At 67.0% G+C, this 17270-nt stretch carries 16 protein-coding genes; 7 read left to right on the top strand and 9 right to left on the bottom strand.

The window, feature by feature from the left end; all coding sequences use genetic code 11:
- Positions 1-132 precede the first annotated feature (132 nt).
- Positions 133-1296, top strand: coding sequence for a flagellar hook-length control protein FliK (locus tag ACN9M2_RS04240; RefSeq protein ID WP_426286925.1), 1164 nt, complete (start codon positions 133-135; stop codon positions 1294-1296).
- On the top strand, positions 1293-1556 hold the full coding sequence (locus ACN9M2_RS04235; protein ID WP_426286924.1) for a flagellar biosynthesis protein: 264 nt from the start codon (positions 1293-1295) through the stop codon (positions 1554-1556). The genes ACN9M2_RS04240 and ACN9M2_RS04235 overlap by 4 nt, the downstream gene beginning before the upstream one ends.
- A gap of 137 nt (positions 1557-1693) precedes the next feature.
- Here ACN9M2_RS04235 and murD read toward each other — a convergent pair whose 3' ends face one another.
- The 4 genes from murD to ACN9M2_RS04215 form a co-directional block, all read right to left on the bottom strand.
- Positions 1694-3046, bottom strand: coding sequence for a UDP-N-acetylmuramoyl-L-alanine--D-glutamate ligase (gene murD / locus ACN9M2_RS04230; RefSeq protein WP_426286923.1), 1353 nt, complete (start codon positions 3044-3046; stop codon positions 1694-1696).
- Positions 3033-4382, bottom strand: a complete 1350-nt coding sequence (murL, locus tag ACN9M2_RS04225) for a UDP-N-acetyl-alpha-D-muramoyl-L-alanyl-L-glutamate epimerase (RefSeq protein ID WP_426286922.1) — start codon at positions 4380-4382, stop codon at positions 3033-3035. Before murL ends, murD begins: the two co-directional genes overlap by 14 nt.
- Positions 4379-6940 carry a bifunctional aspartate kinase/diaminopimelate decarboxylase gene (locus ACN9M2_RS04220; RefSeq protein WP_426287860.1) on the bottom strand — a complete coding sequence of 854 codons (2562 nt, stop codon included), beginning with the start codon at positions 6938-6940 and terminating at the stop codon, positions 4379-4381. Before ACN9M2_RS04220 ends, murL begins: the two co-directional genes overlap by 4 nt.
- A gap of 137 nt (positions 6941-7077) precedes the next feature.
- A complete protein-coding gene (locus ACN9M2_RS04215; protein WP_426286921.1) occupies positions 7078-7845 on the bottom strand; it encodes an RNA methyltransferase in 768 nt (255 codons plus the stop codon).
- A gap of 134 nt (positions 7846-7979) precedes the next feature.
- On the opposite strand from ACN9M2_RS04215, the gene ACN9M2_RS04210 reads away from it, so the two are divergent.
- Both ACN9M2_RS04210 and ACN9M2_RS04205 read left to right on the top strand, forming a co-directional pair.
- Positions 7980-8783 (top strand): inositol monophosphatase family protein, encoded by an 804-nt coding sequence (locus ACN9M2_RS04210; protein ID WP_426286920.1) that lies wholly within the window; start codon positions 7980-7982, stop codon positions 8781-8783.
- 137 nt (positions 8784-8920) lie between these two features.
- The gene (locus ACN9M2_RS04205) at positions 8921-9964 is read left to right on the top strand and encodes a metallophosphoesterase (protein WP_426286919.1); all 1044 of its coding nucleotides are present in this window, start codon (positions 8921-8923) and stop codon (positions 9962-9964) included.
- 2 nt (positions 9965-9966) lie between these two features.
- On the opposite strand, the gene hda is transcribed toward ACN9M2_RS04205, so the two are convergent.
- The 3 genes from hda to ACN9M2_RS04190 are packed head-to-tail and all read right to left on the bottom strand — an operon-like array spanning position 9967 to position 12834.
- Positions 9967-10662, bottom strand: coding sequence for a DnaA regulatory inactivator Hda (gene hda / locus ACN9M2_RS04200; protein ID WP_426286918.1), 696 nt, complete (start codon positions 10660-10662; stop codon positions 9967-9969).
- On the bottom strand, positions 10659-11822 hold the full coding sequence (locus ACN9M2_RS04195; protein WP_426286917.1) for an AI-2E family transporter: 1164 nt from the start codon (positions 11820-11822) through the stop codon (positions 10659-10661). Before ACN9M2_RS04195 ends, hda begins: the two co-directional genes overlap by 4 nt.
- Positions 11823-11847: 25 nt before the next feature.
- Positions 11848-12834: a DUF2066 domain-containing protein gene (locus ACN9M2_RS04190; protein WP_426286916.1), complete on the bottom strand. Its 987-nt coding sequence runs from the start codon at positions 12832-12834 to the stop codon at positions 11848-11850.
- A gap of 137 nt (positions 12835-12971) precedes the next feature.
- Here ACN9M2_RS04190 and purM point away from each other — a divergent pair, with 137 nt between their 5' ends.
- The 3 genes from purM to ACN9M2_RS04175 all read left to right on the top strand — a co-directional run bounded on the left by purM (position 12972) and on the right by ACN9M2_RS04175 (position 15572).
- The gene (gene purM, locus ACN9M2_RS04185) at positions 12972-14009 is read left to right on the top strand and encodes a phosphoribosylformylglycinamidine cyclo-ligase (RefSeq protein ID WP_426286915.1); all 1038 of its coding nucleotides are present in this window, start codon (positions 12972-12974) and stop codon (positions 14007-14009) included.
- A gap of 8 nt (positions 14010-14017) precedes the next feature.
- Positions 14018-14665: a phosphoribosylglycinamide formyltransferase gene (purN, locus tag ACN9M2_RS04180; protein ID WP_426286914.1), complete on the top strand. Its 648-nt coding sequence runs from the start codon at positions 14018-14020 to the stop codon at positions 14663-14665.
- 205 nt (positions 14666-14870) lie between these two features.
- Complete coding sequence (locus tag ACN9M2_RS04175) at positions 14871-15572, top strand: DUF3108 domain-containing protein (RefSeq protein WP_426286913.1); 702 nt, start codon at positions 14871-14873, stop codon at positions 15570-15572.
- 57 nt (positions 15573-15629) lie between these two features.
- On the opposite strand, the gene murA is transcribed toward ACN9M2_RS04175, so the two are convergent.
- Both murA and ACN9M2_RS04165 read right to left on the bottom strand, forming a co-directional pair.
- A complete protein-coding gene (murA, locus tag ACN9M2_RS04170) occupies positions 15630-16889 on the bottom strand; it encodes a UDP-N-acetylglucosamine 1-carboxyvinyltransferase (RefSeq protein WP_371024640.1) in 1260 nt (419 codons plus the stop codon).
- 57 nt (positions 16890-16946) lie between these two features.
- Positions 16947-17186, bottom strand: coding sequence for a BolA family protein (locus ACN9M2_RS04165; protein ID WP_371024639.1), 240 nt, complete (start codon positions 17184-17186; stop codon positions 16947-16949).
- Positions 17187-17270 lie beyond the last annotated feature (84 nt).

Genomic DNA, 17270 nt, shown 5'->3' with positions numbered 1-17270 from the left:
GAGGGTTATCCGGACGACCTTGCCAGGTTCTACTGCCAGTGAGCCTCTAAAGTTTCGCAAGTTCCCGCCGATTTCCTCAGTCAGAGGAGCGTGCCCATTCGGGGCCCGCCAGGCCCCGGGAGGACATCCCCCTTGATCATCCAGCCGACCAGTCTCGCTGCCCAGCTATGGGCGGGCGCGGCCGCGGGCACCACGGCCGCCGCCGACAGCTGGCGGGTCGGGACCTTGCTGCTGGCACGGGTGACGGGCCAGAACGAGCTGGGCAAGCTGCTGCTGGAGATCGGCGGACTCACTGTCGAAGCCGATGCGCCAGGCACCGGTACCCAGCTTCCTCCACAGTTCCAGGTGCGCGTGCTGACCCAGGGTGCGCAGCCGCAACTGGAAGTGATCCCGGGCAACACGGACGAACAGGTCGCGATGCAGGGACTGCGCGAACGCCTGCCTCAGCAGAACGGCTACGCCCCCCTTCTCGGCGTACTGGCCGCCCTCGGACGCAGCCCGACGGCACGGGCGCTCCCCGCCCCGTTACGCGCGGCCCTGGCCACGCTCGAAGCGGCGATCAACAAGCCCGACGACATCAGTTCACCTCTGGGCATGAAGGAAGCCATCGCCAGGAGCGGCACTTTCCTCGAGGCCCATCTGACCGGGCCGAAGGAAGAAACTCCCGCAGCCGACGATTTCAAGGCCGCCCTGCTCGGCCTGCGCCGCACGCTGGCCGACATACCGGCGAGCCGACCGGGTTCATCCACCTTGTCGCGACCGCTCAGCGATACGCCCCCGCCGTTGGCGCAGCGCTCGCTGGTGGCCCAACCGCGCGCCGCCGAACTGACGGTGACCGAGGACGATGTCGACGGGCTGGTCAACCAGCTGCGCAGCGACACGCGCGCCGCGCTTTCGCGCGTCGAAATCGCTCAACTCGAATCGCAGCCACATGCCGGCCTGTGGATGATCGAGATCCCCGTCGCAGGCGTCCGTGGCTACGACGTGCTTCAGTTGCGTATCGAGGAAGGCGAGCCCGCTCCCGGTGAACAAGAGGGACCGTGGACGGTCGGCTTCGCCATCGATCCTCCGTCACTCGGTGCCGTGCAGGGCGAGATACAGCTACGCACCCCGCGTGTATCGGTACGCCTGTGGGCCCAGCACGCGGAGACCGTGAGCCGTCTCGAAAACGAATTCATGTCGTTGCGCCGCCTGCTCGAAAAAAGCGGCCTCGTACTCGACCATTTCGCCTGCATGCACGGCCTGCCCGCATCGAGCGGCGCCTATAGCGCGGTGTTGCTGGAAGCACGCGCATGACCCAGTCGCTGCCCTCGCCTCGCCGCAGCGTCACGCTACGCCTCGCCTCGCCGACCAGCAGCGGGACGAGCCAGCGTGTGGACGCGGACGCCGTGAAGGCGATGCTCGAACGCGCGCAGGCACTGGGACTGGCGCCGCAACTCGACCCACAGATAGCCACACTGCTCGCGGCGGTGCGCCTGCGCGATGACGTGCCGCCGGAGTTGTACGCGGCGCTGGCAGCTGTGGTGGGGACGTTGCTGGCCGCGACGGACGAATAGGTTTTCGCGCGCCAATCGCCGACAAGTCGGCTCCCACCACAAGCCGAATCGCCGACAGGGTCGACTCCCACCCAGCAAGTCATGATCGGGCAAGGGTGCGGATTGCTCTTGTGGGAGCCGACCCTGTCGGCGATTGGCTAGCTGATGCCGAGGCCCTGGATGCTCGCCATACGTGGTTCGAAACCCGCCAACTCCGCGAAGACCTTGCCACGCTCGGTGTAGTCGCGGAATTGATCGAAGCTCGGCGCGCCCGGCGACAGCAAGACGCAGCCTTCTCCACCGAGGGCGGCACGCGCGGCGGCCACGGCGGCACCGAGGTCGGTGGCGCGGTAGACGTTAGCGATACCGGCCGCCTCCAGCGCGTCGGCGATACGCGGACCGTTGCTACCCTGGCAAATGATCGCTTCCGGCTCGTGCCCGTGCATCGCCTCGACGAAGGGCGTCCAATCCAGGCCACGATCGTGGCCGCCGACGATCAGTGCCGTGCGTTTCGCCCCCACGCTTTCCAGCGCAGCCAGGCTCGCCAGTGGCGTCGTGCTGATGGAGTCGTTGATCCAGGCGAGCCCATCGCGCTCGCCAAGCGGCTGCAGCCGGTGCGGCAAGGGCACGAAGGTCGACAGCGCGGGCGCGGCGGCACGTGCGTCGTAACCCAGGATCTCCAGCGCGGCCAGTGCGGCACAGGCGTTCACCGCGTTGTGCAGCCCGGGAGCGGACATCCGTTGGGCACGAATGACATCCTCGCCGCCACGCCGAATCCAGCCGTCCGCCACGTGCCATCCGGCGAGATCGCCGAACGTGTGCAATCCCGGATGATCGGCGGCACGCGACAGCAACGTGGGCTGCGCCGCGTTAACGAGCACCCGTTCGGACGCCGCGAGCAGCTTAAGCTTGTCGTCGACATAGCGCGCGCGTGAACCGTGCCAGTCGAGATGTTCCTCGTACAGGCTGGTCACGACGCCGAGGGATACGCCCGTGGCCTCGCCGGTCTGGAAACTCGACAGCTCGATGACCCACAGATCGGCGCTGACTTCGTCCAGTTCGAGCAAGGGCAAGCCGATGTTTCCCGCCAGTGCGGTACATATGCCCAACGAACGCGCCAGGTGCGCGAGCAAGGCGGACGTCGTGCTCTTGCCCTTGGTGCCGGTGACGGCGATCGTACGCGCGTCGCCATGCGTCGCGAACCACAACGCCGTACCCGAGGTGAAGTGTGTGCCGCGTGCGCTGGCCTCCAGCAGCTCGGGTTTGTACGCGGAAATGCCGGGGGACTTGATGACGACGTCGAACGCGGCCAGCGCGTCGGCATCGGGTGCGGCGCCGTGTACGCGCAGCGAAGGAAACGCGGCTTTTGCCGCGTCCACCTCATCAGCCGCGCAATAGAGTTCTACAGCCTGGCCCGGCAGGCGCCGCGCCAGCGCATTCAGCGCCGCGCGTCCTTCCCGGCCGAACCCCCAGACGGCGACCCGCTTGCCTTCGAGATCAGCCCAGCGCATCCAGCGCTCCGAGCAGGCGCTGCGGCACCAGATGCGACGCACCGGGCTTGAGCCAGGGCTCGAGTGCCAGGTCCGAACGATCGAGCTGGGGAAGGATTTCGCTGCGGAAGCGCACGACCAACGCATCCTCGCGCCATTCCGGCCGTTCGGCCAGGGCGGCCAGGGCGGCACGCGCCTCGGCGCCCTCGCCCACGCATTCGAACGGCTTATGGTCCTTGTATTCCAGCAACGCATCGAACGCGCCTGCCAGTTCTTCGTCATCGAGAAGGTTGCGCCCGAAGATCGACAGCAGTCGCGGCTTGGCCATGAAGGGAGCCAGCGCCAGGAAAACGAAATGGCACTTCGGGCACTGGCCGCACCAGCGATCGGCGGGTTTCGGTCCGAGGATGCGGAAATTGCGGTTGCAACTGGAGAAGACGTTGAAATAGTCGCCACCCAGCCGGGCGAACGCGCTGGTCACGGCCAGTTCCGACCAGGGCCGTAGCAGCGAGCAGTAGTCGAGATCGGGGGCCACGTGCGAGTGCAGGTAGTCGTGCAAGGTTTTCTCGAAACCGAAGCCTTTGCTCCACTGGTGGTTCACTTCCTGGCCTTCGTACTCCAGCGTGGCCACCGAGGCGGAACGCTCGTTGGCGAACACGATCGAATCGTACCCATAGAGGACCGCAGCCACCACGAGGATCACCGAGTTGATCGCAGTGACGGGGATATGCCCGTTCCACGCGCCAAGGCGGTTCAGCTCGAAAAGACCGGGCGCGAGTTCGCGCGAGATGTTCAACGTGGGAAGGCCCGTGCGCGCCGCGCACTCCGCGATCAGCGGCGAATTCCCCACCCATGCCGCGGTGGCCTCGGCGCCGATGGATTTCACCGCCTCGACCGCCACCACGGAATCCTTGCCACCGCCGATCGGAAGCAGCGAACGTTTCGGAAGACCGATTGCCGGCGCGGCCACGCGACCCTTGCGCTCGAAGGGAAACGCGATGCGGCCGCGCAGGTCCAGCCGGTTGCGGTAGGCGAACTCGGCCAGGCCGTGCAGGTACAGCGCATCGAGCATCGATGCGCCGTCCTCGTCGAGCGCCTCGCCCTCGACGACGATCGCAGCGGGGATGCCCGCCTTGTAGTAGCTGACACCGGCGACCAGGTGAAGAAGGCGCAGGGCCGCCGCGAACGCCGCCTCGCTCCCCACCGGCACCGCGGGAGCACCGGGAAAGGTCACGCGTTCGATCAGTTCCGGACCGTTGTCGAAGGCGTAGACCAGTTCGGCCACGCCATCGACGAACGTGTGTCGGACGAAACGAAAACGTTCGCTCGCGCGCGGATCGGTAAGCGTGGCGGTCACGGCAGCAAGACCTCGTCGGCTTCGTCACGAAGGTTGTACCGGGAGGACATCGCGGCGCCGTACGCGCCACCCTGGGCGATGAGGATCACGTCATCTTCCTTCGACTCGGGCAGGCGGCGGTCGGAGCCGAGGATGTCGCCCGACTCGCAGATCGGACCCACCACCTGGTACATCGTGGTCGCGGATTCGCCGAACCGCGAGAGGTTGGCGATCTCGTGCCAGGCATCGTAGAGCGCCGGGCGGATCAGGCTGTTCATGCCGGTATCGAGGCCGAGGTAACGCACGTTCGCGCCCTTCTCCTTCTCCTGCGTGACCTTCGCCAGCAAGACACCGGCATCGGCCACCAGGTAACGGCCCGGCTCCATCCACAACTGGAATTGCGGGTACGCCTGGTGCACCGAGGTGAGCACGCGGTCGAGCGCGGCCATGTCCAGCGCCGTCTCGCCGGGATGCGAAGGCACGCCGAGGCCACCGCCGATGTTGAGCACCGAGATCGTGCCGATGCGTTCGGCCAGCGCGGCGAGTTGCGAGTACACCTCGCCCCAGTGCGCCGCGTCGAGGATGCCCGAACCCAGGTGCGCGTGCAGGCCGATCACCCGCGCGCCGGCCGCGTCGGCCAGGCGCAGGAAGCGGTCCAGGTGCTCGATCGGCACGCCGAACTTGCTGCCGGTGCCGCCGGTCTTCACCTTCTCGTGGTGGCCCAGGCCGCGACCCAGGTCCACGCGCAGCATGATGTCTCGCCCGGCGAACATGTCACCCCAATGCTCGATCGGATGCAGCGCGTCGATGGTGATCGTCGCGCGTGTCTGCAAGGCGGCCTCGAAATCGCGGCGGGCCGCGAAGTTCGGGGTGAACAACAGTGGCACGTCGTCCGGCACCGCGGCCGAAACCACCGCCAGCTCACCCGGCGAAACGCACTCGAAGGCGAAGCCTTCTTCCGCCAGCACCTTGAGGATGCCCGGATGGGTGTTCGCCTTTACGGCGTAATGCGCGCGATCCACGGCCTTCAACGACTTCACGCGGCGTGCCTGTGCGCGCACCGTCGGCAAGTGGTAGACGTAGCGCGGGGTGCGCTCCTGGGCCAGCCGCATCAAGGCGGACCGTTCGCCCTGCCACCATGCGGCGCTCGGCAATGCCTGTTCACCGGCACCGTAGAGCGCCTGCCAGGAGGGACCGAAGACGACACTGTCGTCCGTACGCAGCGCACCGGCGCCGATCAGCAATTCGTGCAGGCGAGGCAGCATGTCATCCACCACATCCTCGTCGACGACGAAGGTCAGGTTGAGATTGTTCGACGACTGCGAGATCAGATGCACGCGCAACTGGCCGAACTCAGCCAGCACGCCCGACAGCTTGTGCAGCATCGAACGCATCCCACGGCCGACAAGGGTGATGGCCGCGCACGGCGCGATCACCTTCACCCGGCAGACGCGGGCCAGATCCGCCGCCAACGCGGCGATCGCATCGGAATCGAGCAGGTTCTCGGTCGGATCGAGCGATACCGTGACGTTGGTTTCCGCCGAGCCGATCAGGTCCACCGACAGGCCATGGCGCTTGAAGGCGTCGAACACGTCGGCGAGGAAGCCTACCTGCTGCCACATGCCGACCGATTCCATCGACACCAGGGTGATGCCCTTGCGCGCGCTGATCGCCTTGATGCTCGGCGCATGCTCGCGCACTTCTGGACCGATCGAGGTGCCTTCCAGTTCGGGCCGGTTGGTGTCCTTGATAAGGAGCGGTACGCGCGGTTCGCGCAGCGGGGACAGGCAGCGCGGGTGCAGGACCTTGGCACCGGTGGAGGCGATTTCCTGCGCCTCTTCGTAATCGAGCCGCTGCAACAGGCGTGCCCCGGCGACCTGGCGCGGGTTCGCGCTGAACATGCCGGCCACGTCGGTCCATATTTCCACGCGCGATGCCGCCAGCAGCGCACCGAAATAGGCCGCCGAGGTGTCCGAACCGCCGCGTCCGAGCAAGACCGTGCGCCCGCTTTCGTCCTGCGCGATGAACCCCTGCGTGATGAACACGTCGCCGCGTTCCGCGAGCGCCGCGGAAATCGCCGCATCGTGGTGCGGCTCCACCATGGCCGAGAGCAGGCGCGTGCGCTCGTTCTGGTTGGGCAACACCACCGAACGCAGGCATTCGCGGGCGTCGACCCAGGTCGTCGCCAGCCCGTTGGCGGAAAGGAAGGCCGCGCCGAGCGCGCTGGACATCAGTTCGCCATGTGCCTGCACCCGCGCCTGCCAGGCCAGTTCGCCAAAGTCCGCGGCACCGGCCTCGGCGAGCAGCGCCAGGTCGGCAAGCCGGGTACCGAGCGTTTGCGGCATCGCCAGCGACATCTCGGCGAGCAGGGCGTGGTGGCGATCGGCCAGTGCGGCGGCCGCGTCCGAGCGGCGTTTGGGTTCCGTATGCGTGCAAAGCTGTTTCAGGCCGTCGGTGATACCGGACAGGGCCGAGACCACGATCAGCACGCGCGCGCCTTCGGCGCGGCGGCTGGCGGCCAGTTCAAGGATATTGCGCCAGCGCGCGGCGGTGGCCACGGAGGTGCCGCCGAACTTCATGACGATCCAGGGCGCGTTGAGGGGCAACGGCGCGTTTGCGTTTTCGCTCACGGGACTCTTTGGACTGGTGGAGGAAGCGTTGGCCGGCCAAACCGGCAAATCCCCCGAAGTGTTGCGCCGCAACGGCAAAAACGCAATCAATCGCCCTTGTGCGCGATCTGGGCCATGCGCTGCGCATCCGCGAGGATGCCGTGCAGGATGCGCAGCTCTCGCGGTTCGGGGCGGGCGCGCAGGAAGAGCTTGCGCAGCTTCAACATGATCGTCGTCGGCGAGCGGCCCTTGTGGAACTCGATGTCGTCGAGCGTCTGGCCCAGGTGGGTGAAGAACCGCTCCATCTGCTCGGCATCCGCCGGCGCCTCATCGGGGTCGACCCCCGTCGCTGCCGGAGCACGCGGTTCCTCCGCCAACAGCGCCGTACGCAACTCGTAGGCCACCACCTGCACCGCCTGTGACAGGTTCAACGAGCTGAAATCGTCGACGCTCGGAATCCGCACCATGGCGTGGCAACGCGCCAGTTCGTCGTTTTCCAGGCCCGTTCGCTCGTTGCCGAACACCAGCGCCACCTGCTCGCCACGGCGGGCGGCGGCGATCGCCTGGGCCGCCCCTTCGCGCGGGTCCAGTTCCGGCAGGTTCACGCCACGGCGGCGGGCGGACAGGCCGAGGGCGAAAGTGGCACCCGCCAGGCCGCCGACCAGGTCGTCGTGGATCGCGGCATGGTCCAGGACATCGTCCGCCCCGGCCGCCAACGCCGTCGCCTCGGGGTCCGGGAAGCGGTGCGGCGCCACCAGGGTCAACCGGTCGAACCCCATCGTGCGGATCGCGCGCGCGGCCGAGCCGATATTCCCCGAGTGGGAGGTGCGGACGAGGACGAAACGAAGGCGGTCGTGGAGATCGGAAAGGGCCATGGGTGGCGGACGATTGGCGGGAGGACCGGAAAGTCTACAACGGCAATGACTTGGGCGAGGCGCGACAGGGTGGTAAACTCTGCGGCCGATGCGGCCTCGACCGCCTCCCACGTTCTTTTACCAAGCCGATCCCCATGCCCAGACCCGCCGTCAATGTCGCGGCGCGCGCCGCGCGCTCCGCAGGAAACATCATCCTGCGCTATATGAATCGCATCGAAGGCCTTGCGGTCGTCGAAAAGCAACGTATGGACTTCGCCTCCGAGGTCGACCGCCTCGCCGAAGCCGAGATCGTCAAGGAACTCCGCCGCGCCTATCCCACCCATGCCATCCTGGGCGAAGAGTCCGGACAGATCGGCAAGGGGCCGCTGACCTGGGTCATCGATCCGCTCGACGGCACGCACAACTACCTGCGCGGTATCCCGCACTTCTGCGTCTCGATCGCCCTGGTCGAGAAGGGTGAGCCTGTCTATGGCGTGGTCTTCGACCCACTGCGCGACGAGTTGTTCACGGCGAGCAAAGGGGACGGCGCCTACCTCAACGATCGCCGCATCCGCGTCGGCAAGCGCGAAGGCCTTGCCGGTGCACTGATCGCCACCGGCTATCCCTACCGGGCGCGCAACCACCTGGACTCGCAATTGGCGATGACGGCGGCGCTGCTCAAGGACGCCGAAGACATCCGCCGCATGGGCTCGGCCGCGCTCGATCTCGCCTACGTGGCCGCCGGCCGTGTCGACGGTTTCTTCGAGCCCGGGCTCAACGTGTGGGATATCGCCGCAGGCGCCCTGCTCGTGCGCGAGGCCGGCGGCGTCTACGGTGATTTCGCCGGCCGCGAAGGCCTGCCGGAGAGCGGCAACATCATCGCCGCCAATCACAAGGTGGCGGCCGCGATGACCGAGGTCATCGGCGCCAACGCCACACCCCGCCTCCTCGGCGTGTAGTCGAAAGGCCAGCGCCAGGGATAAACCCTCGCGCTGGCCCCCTCCCGAGGCCTACATACGCGCGTGGGCACCGCCTCCTAATCTGTCTTTGGCGAACCGGATGTTCGCTTCCCTTACGACGGATCAAGGAAAAACCCGTGCCACTCCCCACTCAAAACCTCGGCCGCCTTTCGGCCGTGCTCGCGCTCGCCATCGCTTCGACCTGCCTCGCCCCCGCGGCCACCGCCGAAGTACGCACGATGATCGTCACGTCCGATCCCCAATACCCCTGGACGGCGAAGACGGATGCCCGCCTACCCCAGGACGATGCCGAACGCGACGCGGAATCCGAGGCGTTGATCGAAGAGCAGTACCGCAGCATCGTCGCTTATCGCGAAGCCCGCCCGGGGCAGGACATCCCCGTATTCATCAATGGCGATCTCACCGCTTATGGACACGGAGCACAGCGCAGCACGATGGAGCGCCTGCTGCGGATCCTCGGCGACAACGTGCACTTCGGGCTCGGCAATCACGATTACGAGAACAACATCCGCAACGACCAGGGTGAAGGCTGCTACAACAACGGCTGCGCACGAGACAGCATCACCGACCTCGTTCGCCATGTGACGAAGAAGCGGGGCGTCGTCTCGTTCGACTTCTCGGCCCAGCCAGGTGCATTCAGCACCCGTTACGTGGGCAGCCTCGCTTACGCCGTGCGTGCACCGGGCCTGGACCGCGTGTTGCACGTGCAACTCAACAACCACCCGACGTATGCGGTTTCGTTCGATACCACCGAGGGCATCGTTCCCGCACGGTACGACATCGAATCATCGGTACCGTGGCTGTACAACCTGCTTGGCGAACACCTGAGCGTGCCGCCCTTCGGCACCCCTGCGGATCGCGCCTATGACTTCGCCATCGTCCACATGCACGACCCCGACAATTTCAACGGCGACTTCGCGCGTACCGTTTCGGGCGTCGACGTGGCGGCCATATTTGCCGGGCATCTGCACCGTTCCTTCGGGTATTACAGGAACATCGGCAGCGTGCCGGTCTACGTCAGCGGCTCCGCTTCGCAGCGTACCTACCTGGTGGTGGAACACGATACCGATGAGGCGGTGCTTCGGGTATATGGCGTGCGGGACAACGACCCGGAGCGCAAGACGCTGATCGACACCGTGCCTACCCGGCGCGCGGACTGAACTCAGTCGCCCTTGAGCAGGTTGCGCAGGAAAGGCACCGTCACTCGCCGTTGCGCGGCGAGTGACGCACGGTCCAGCGTGTCGAGCAGGTCCAGCAAGGTACCCAGGTCGCGCGCATGATGCGCGAACAGCCAGTCCAGCACCACGTCGTCCAGTTCGATGCCACGCGCCGCGGCTTGCTCACGCAGCACGCCGCGGCGTTCCGCGTCGGCCAGCGGTTTGAGCACCGCCTGGGTCAACGAACCCAGCCTCGAACGCAGGTCGGGCAAGGCGATATCCAGCGATACCGGTGCACCCGTCGCCGAAAACAGCAGCGTGCATCCGTCCGCACGATACCGGTTGAACGTGTCGAACAACGCATGCTCCGCATCGTCTTCGCCGGCGATGGAATCGATGTCGTCGATCGCCAGCACATCGCTGCCCGCCATGCCACGAATCGCCACCGCACGCGACCCCCGCAAGCCGGCCAGCGGCAAGTACTGGGCCGTGCGGCCAGCGTCGATCGCGGCCTGGCACGCCGCGATCAGCAAATGGGTACGGCCGCTGCCCAAGGGGCCGGCCAGAAACACCCATGGCGCGGAGGAATCCACCGCCGCGGCCCGCACGGCTTCCACCGCCACCGCGTTATCGCCAGGATGGAAATGCTCGAAGCGCTGGCGTCGCGGCCAACGCAATGCGAGGGGAAGCTGGGGCGTCATGGATGGCCGTCGCCGGGCGACGGGGGCTGGTCGCGCCGGGTATTCACGATGACGTCGACATCCACGTCGACTTCCACCTGTTCGGCGGGCGCGTCGGCGGCGGGTTCCGTGTAGAGATCGCTCTCACGGTAACGCGCGAAGACATAGCGCATCAGCACCACCACCACGGAGGCCGCGGGCAATGCCAGCAGCACACCGAGGAACCCGAACAGGTGACCGCCCGCCAACACGGCGAAGATCACCGCCACCGGATGCAGGCCGATCTTGCCGCCGACCAGACGCGGCACGAGCACATAGCCTTCGAGCAACTGGCCGATGGTGAACACCACCGCGACGAGGATCACGTGCGTCCAGTCGCCGTATTGCACCAGCGCGGCGATCAGCGCTGCGACGAAGCCGATCATGAAACCCAGATAGGGAACGAAGCTGAGCAAGCCAGCGACCATGCCGATCAGGGGACCGATGGAAATGCCGACCAGGGTGAGGCCCAGTCCGTAGAACACGCCCAGCGCCAGCATCACCAGCAACTGGCCGCGGACGAAGGCACCGAGCACCTGGTCCGATTCGCGCGACAGGTGGACCACGGTCGGCTCGATCGAGCGCGGCAGCAAGCGCTGGATGTGCGCGATCATCGTGTCCCAGTCGCGCAGCAGGTAGAACGCGACGACGGGAATCAACACGGCGTTGGTGATCCACGTGACCACGCCCATGCCCGACTGCGTGACCTTGGCGACGGCCTTGGCGGCGATGCTCCCCACCGAACCGATATGTTCGCGGATCGTCGCCAGCAGGCTGTCCGTATCGAACACGTTCGGGTCCAGCCGCAGGCGGGTCTGGATCCACGGCAGAGCCGTGCCGCGCACCCAGTCCACGTAGTGTGGGAGGTTCTCGGCGAGGTTCTCGAACTGGTGCTGGATCAGCGGGATGAGCAGGAGCACCACTCCCACGAAGACCAGCGAGATCACGGTGAACACGATGCTCACCGCCCAGGTGCGGCCCATGCCCAGCCGCTGCAGGCGATCGGCGAGCGGATCGCCCAGGTAGGCGAGCATGGCGGCGATGGCGAACGGCATCAGCACCGGTGCCAGCAACCAGATCACGAAGACGATAGCGGCGGTGATCGCAAGCAACTGCCAGCGGCGCGAGGTGTCGTGGTTCATGCGAGTCCTGATTCGTCGTAGGGGGTCACGGGACCCAGCGCACGGCGAGGTCGGCGCCATCGTGTGCATCGGCCGCCAGTATGTGGCCACCGGCCGCGTAGGCCGCCACCAGGCGTGCCAACGGCGCGCTGGCGTTCACATTGAGCAGCACGCCGTCGGCCGTGGCACCCACGGGCGCCACGGACTTGACCGAGGGATCGTTCTGGAAGGTCGCCAGCAAACCGGCGTAATCGGCCGCCGAGCGCAGGCCGGTCACCCAGACCTTTCCGCTGGAGCTGCCGCCCTGGGTGGCTGCGAACTGCCGGTCGAGCTTGTCGGCCATGGCGTTCGCGCCATTGGCGAGCAGCGCGGCGCGGGCTTCGCCACTGTCTTTCCAGGTGCCGGTGCGGCCGGCGGAAACGAGGGTCCAGTCGGCCTGGTCATCGCCGATCTTGCCGACCAGGACCATGGCGGTGTTGTACCGGCGGGCGACGGTCGCCACGGCGCCGGGATCGCCCTGGGCGATGGCGGCCGGATCGGGGAGCGAATCGGCCTTGGGCACGACGATCTGGTAACCGCGGGTATCGGCCATCTGTGCCAACGGCACCAGGTCCTGCTGGCCGAGAAGCTTCCCACTCGCGTCGCGGGCGATCACCAGGACGGGCGGCTTCGGCGCCGCGACCGACGCGTCGCCCACCGCCAGCACCCGGCGGATCGCACCGGGATCGAAGACGATATCGAGGCTCAACGGAGCCCCATTGGCACCGCCGGTACGGGCGTACTGGTACTGCTGGACGAGCCCACCGGGCTGCTTCATGGCCTCCGCATAGCCGGGTTTCCCGCGAGGGTCGGCCCCGTTGGAAGCACGTGCGAGCACCTGGGTGAGCCCCGTGGCGAAGGCCTGGTCGCGTACGGCGGCGCTGGTATCGGCCACCGGCACCGTCACCGTATAGATCGATGTCTGCGCCATGGCGGAACCGGCACAGGCCACCACGAGGAGCATCCATAAGGCGAGGAAACGGGCTGGGCGCATGGTCGTGGCATCCCTTTGTGAAGACGGGAAGTCTGCCCAAACCTTGGCATGGCGTCCATCCAGGGCATGTGCAGGGACCGGCCGCGCCGCCGCTTGCTGCTATCATGCGCGGTTTCCAATACGTGCCGGAACCACTTATGTCCTCCGACCAGGGCTCCCTCACCTACCGCGACGCGGGCGTCGACATCGATGCCGGCAACGCCCTCGTCGAGCGCATCAAGCCGATGGTCAAGCGGACCTTGCGGCCCGAGGTGATGGGTGGACTCGGCGGCTTCGGCGGTCTCTTCGACCTCTCTGGCCGTTACAAGGAACCGGTGCTGGTCTCGGGCACCGACGGCGTCGGCACCAAGCTCAAGCTCGCCCAGCAGCTCGGCCGCCACGACACCATCGGCATCGACCTCGTCGGCATGTGCGTCAACGACGTGCTCGTGCAGGGCGCCGAACCGCTGTTCTTCCTCGACTACTTCGCCACCGGCAAGCTCGACGTCGACACGGCCGCCTCGGTCATCAGCGGCATCGCTCGCGGTTGCGAACTTGCCGGATGCGCCTTGATCGGCGGTGAAACGGCCGAAATGCCGGACATGTATCCGCCGGGCGAATACGACCTCGCCGGCTTCACCGTCGGCGCCGTGGAAAAGTCCGCGATGAACGACGGCTCGTCCATCGTCGCCGGCGACGTCATCCTCGGCGTGGCCTCTTCCGGTCCGCATTCGAACGGCTACTCGCTGATCCGCCGGATTCTCGAGCGTGCCGGTTCGCCGCTGGACACCGAGGTCGGCGGCGTGAAACTGGTCGATGCGCTCATGGCGCCGACCACGATCTACGTGAAGCCCATGCTCGAATTGATCGCCAAGATGGACGTGCACGGCATGGCCCACGTCACCGGCGGCGGACTGAAGGAAAACATCATCCGCGTGGTACCCGATGGCCTCGGCCTGTCCATCGACGCTTCCTCCTGGGAACTGCCGCCGGTGTTCCAGTGGCTGCAGCGCGAGGGCAACGTGGCACCCGAGGAAATGTGGCGCACGTTCAACTGCGGCATCGGCTTCACGGTGCTGCTTGCGCAGGACCAGGTGGCGCCGGCGAAGGCATTGCTTGCCGGTCACGGCCTGGATACCTGGGTCATCGGGTCGGTCGTCGCCGCATCGGGCGACGAGCGCGTCCACATCGCCTGACACCTCGCGTGGAACACCGTCTGCGCATCGCCGCGCTCGCCTCCGGACGCGGCAGTAACCTTGCCGCGCTCATCGCCGCCCGCGATGCCGGCCGGTTGCCGGTGGAGTTCACCCTCGTGGGCAGCGACAAGGCCCAGGCTGGGGCATTGCGTGTCGCCGCGGCGGCGGGTATCCCCACGGTCGCGCTGAATCCCAAGGACTATCCCAGCCGCGCGGACTTCGATGCCGCGCTCTTCGGCCGCATAGCCGACAGCGGCGCCGAACTGCTCGTTCTCGCCGGTTACATGCGTATCGTCGATGCCGCGGTCGTGGACGCCTGGGAAGGCCGGGCGATCAACGTCCATCCTTCCCTGCTGCCCAAGTATCGCGGCCTGCATACGCATCGCCGTTGCCTCGATGCGGGCGATGTGGAGCACGGCGCCAGCGTGCATTTCGTCACCGCCGAGCTCGACGGCGGCCCTGTGGTCGCGCAGGCCCGCATTCCCGTGCATCCGGGCGATACCGAGGCCGACCTGGCCGAACGCCTGCTGATCGAGGAACACCGGCTGCTGCCCGCCGTCGTCGGCGCGATCGCCTCGGGCCGCCTGCGCTGGGATCGCGGCCCGGTGTTCGATGGCACGCCGCTGATCCAGCCTCTGGCCCTGACGGACCTCTGATTCCCCGCCCAGGGGCAAGACCCCTGTGTAGGCCAGACCCATGTGGGAGCCGATCTTGTCGGCGATCCCGCGGCAGCGGGCCGGGCTGGAGCAAGCACCCATCGCCGATGAATCGGCTCCCACAGCACACGTCGGAGCGCCCGATCCCACTCGTCCCACCAGCGATGTCGCCCCGCATTCAGCCGCCCCGGCTAAACTCGGCGGCATGACGACCACGACCTTCCTTCGCGCCGGCCTCGTGCTGGCCCTCGCCCTGCCCGCCGCCGCTTTCGCCGCCGACGTGCCGCAGTCGTTCACCGCCACGTATCAGGTGCTCAAGGATGGCGGCCCATTGGGCGAAGCCACCATCACGCTGAAACCGGCGGGCAACGGACAGTTCGAGTATTCGAACCAGACCAAGGGCACGTCGGGCCTCGCCGCCATGCTGGGCGCCAATGTGGCGGAAACCTCGCGCTTCACATGGGCCGGACTGGTGCCCCAGGTGGTGAGCTATCACTACCAGTTGGACGCGGCGGTGAAATCCAAGACCCGCGACCTCACGGTCCAGGGCGGTACCGTGCAGGTGCAGGACAACAAGAAGAGCTTCAGCTATCCCGCCGTGCCGGGCATGGTCGAGCGCAACACCTTGCCGCTCGCACTCGGGCTCGCGCTACGCTCGGGCCAGCAGCAGGTCGCCCTGCCCGTCGCGGTGAAACAGGCGGTGGAGAACCAGCAGTTCAAGGTGTCGGGCAAGGAAAAGGTCACCGTGCCCGCCGGTTCGTTCGACGCCGTCCGCGTGGATCGCACCGATGCGGACCGCGGTTTCAATGCGTGGTACGTACCGGCGAAATTCCCGGTCCCGGTGAAGCTGGCGCAGAAGGACGGCGGCGACCTCACCATGGAACTGGTGAAGTTCGAGGGCCGCTGATCGCCGACCCTGTCGGCGATTCAACGCCGCGATTCCGGCAGCGGCGATCTCGGACGGTCAGCTCGGCAGGCGACGAATCTTCGCGCCCAGCACGCCGAGCTTTTCCTCGATGTTCTCGTAGCCGCGATCGATGTGATAAACGCGATCGACCGTGGTGTCTCCCTCGGCGACGAGGCCCGCCAGCACCAGGCACGCCGAGGCACGCAGATCGGTGGCCATGATCGGCGCGCCGCTCATCTTCGGCACGCCGGTGATGATCGCGGTGTTGCCTTCCAGGCGGATGTCCGCACCCAGGCGCTGCAATTCCAGCGCGTGCATGAAGCGGTTCTCGAACACCGTCTCGGTGATCACGCCCACGCCTTCGGCCACGCAGTTGAGCGCGGTGAACTGCGCCTGCATGTCGGTGGGAAACGCCGGGTAAGGCGCGGTCACCAGGTTCACGGCCTTCGGCCGGCGCCCCTGCATGTCGAGTTCGATCCAGTCCTTGCCCGTGCTGATGTGCGCGCCCGCTTCCTCGAGCTTTTGCAGCACGGCATCCATGGTATCGGCGCGTGCGCCACGTGCGCGGACCTTGCCGCCGGTCATCGCGGCGCCGACCAGGAAGGTACCGGTCTCGATGCGATCCGGCAGGACCTCGTAATGGGCGCCGTGAAGGCGCTCGACGCCTTCCACGATGAGCGTGGACGTACCGATGCCGTCGATCTTCGCACCCATCGCGATCAGGCAGTGCGCCAGGTCGACGACCTCGGGTTCCTGCGCCGCGTTCTCGATGACCGTGGTGCCTTCCGCGAGGGTGGCAGCCATCAGGATGTTCTCGGTGCCGGTGACGGTGACCATGTCCATGACGATGCGCGCGCCCTTCAGGCGGCCGGCCCGTGCCTTGATGTAGCCGTTCTCCACGGTGACCTCGGCGCCGAGCGCCTGCAAGCCGCGGATGTGCTGGTCGACCGGACGCGAGCCGATGGCGCAGCCACCGGGAAGCGAGACCTCGGCCTTGCCGTGCCGGGCCACCAGCGGGCCGAGCACGAGGATCGACGCACGCATGGTGCGGACGAGTTCGTACGGAGCGACGCAGGAATTCTCCGGGCGCGGGTCGATGTGCATCTTCATGCGGTCGTCCAGGACCACGCGAACGCCCATGCGACCCAGTAGTTCGATAAAGGTGGTGACGTCGTGCAGGTGCGGCACGTTGCCGATGCTGACCGGTTCGTCGGCGAGCAGGCAGGAGGCGAGGATGGGCAGGACGGCGTTCTTGGCGCCGGAGATGCTCACCTCACCGTTGAGCGGCTGGCCGCCGCTGATCAGGATCTTGGCCATGGAGGGGGAATGCCTTGGGAAAGGGAACGGGCGGAGGATGGCCTCGGGCGCGCTGGTTCAGCGGCGGCCGGCGGCTTCTTCGGGTGTGAGGGTCTTCAGGCCGAGGGCGTGGATGGCACCGCCCATGAGGTCGCCGAGGGTGGCGTAAACGAGCCGGTGGCGGGCCAGGGGCAACTTGCCGGCGAACTGTTCCGAGACCACGTCGGCTTCGAAATGGACGCCGTCATCGCCACGAACTTCTACCCGCGCGCCGGGCAGGCCGGCTTCGATCAATGCCTGGATGCGCGCAGCGTCCATGGGTTCTCCGGTGATAGGGGGGTCGCCGCGCCGGTGAGGGTTCCGAAACGGACCCTGAACCACCCGTCGATGGCAGCGACTATA

It is taken from the genome of Luteibacter sp. E-22, assembly GCF_049913125.1.
GTDB lineage: Bacteria > Pseudomonadota > Gammaproteobacteria > Xanthomonadales > Rhodanobacteraceae > Luteibacter.
Note: the sequence above shows the minus strand (reverse complement) of the source record. Positions and strands in the feature narration are given on the sequence as shown.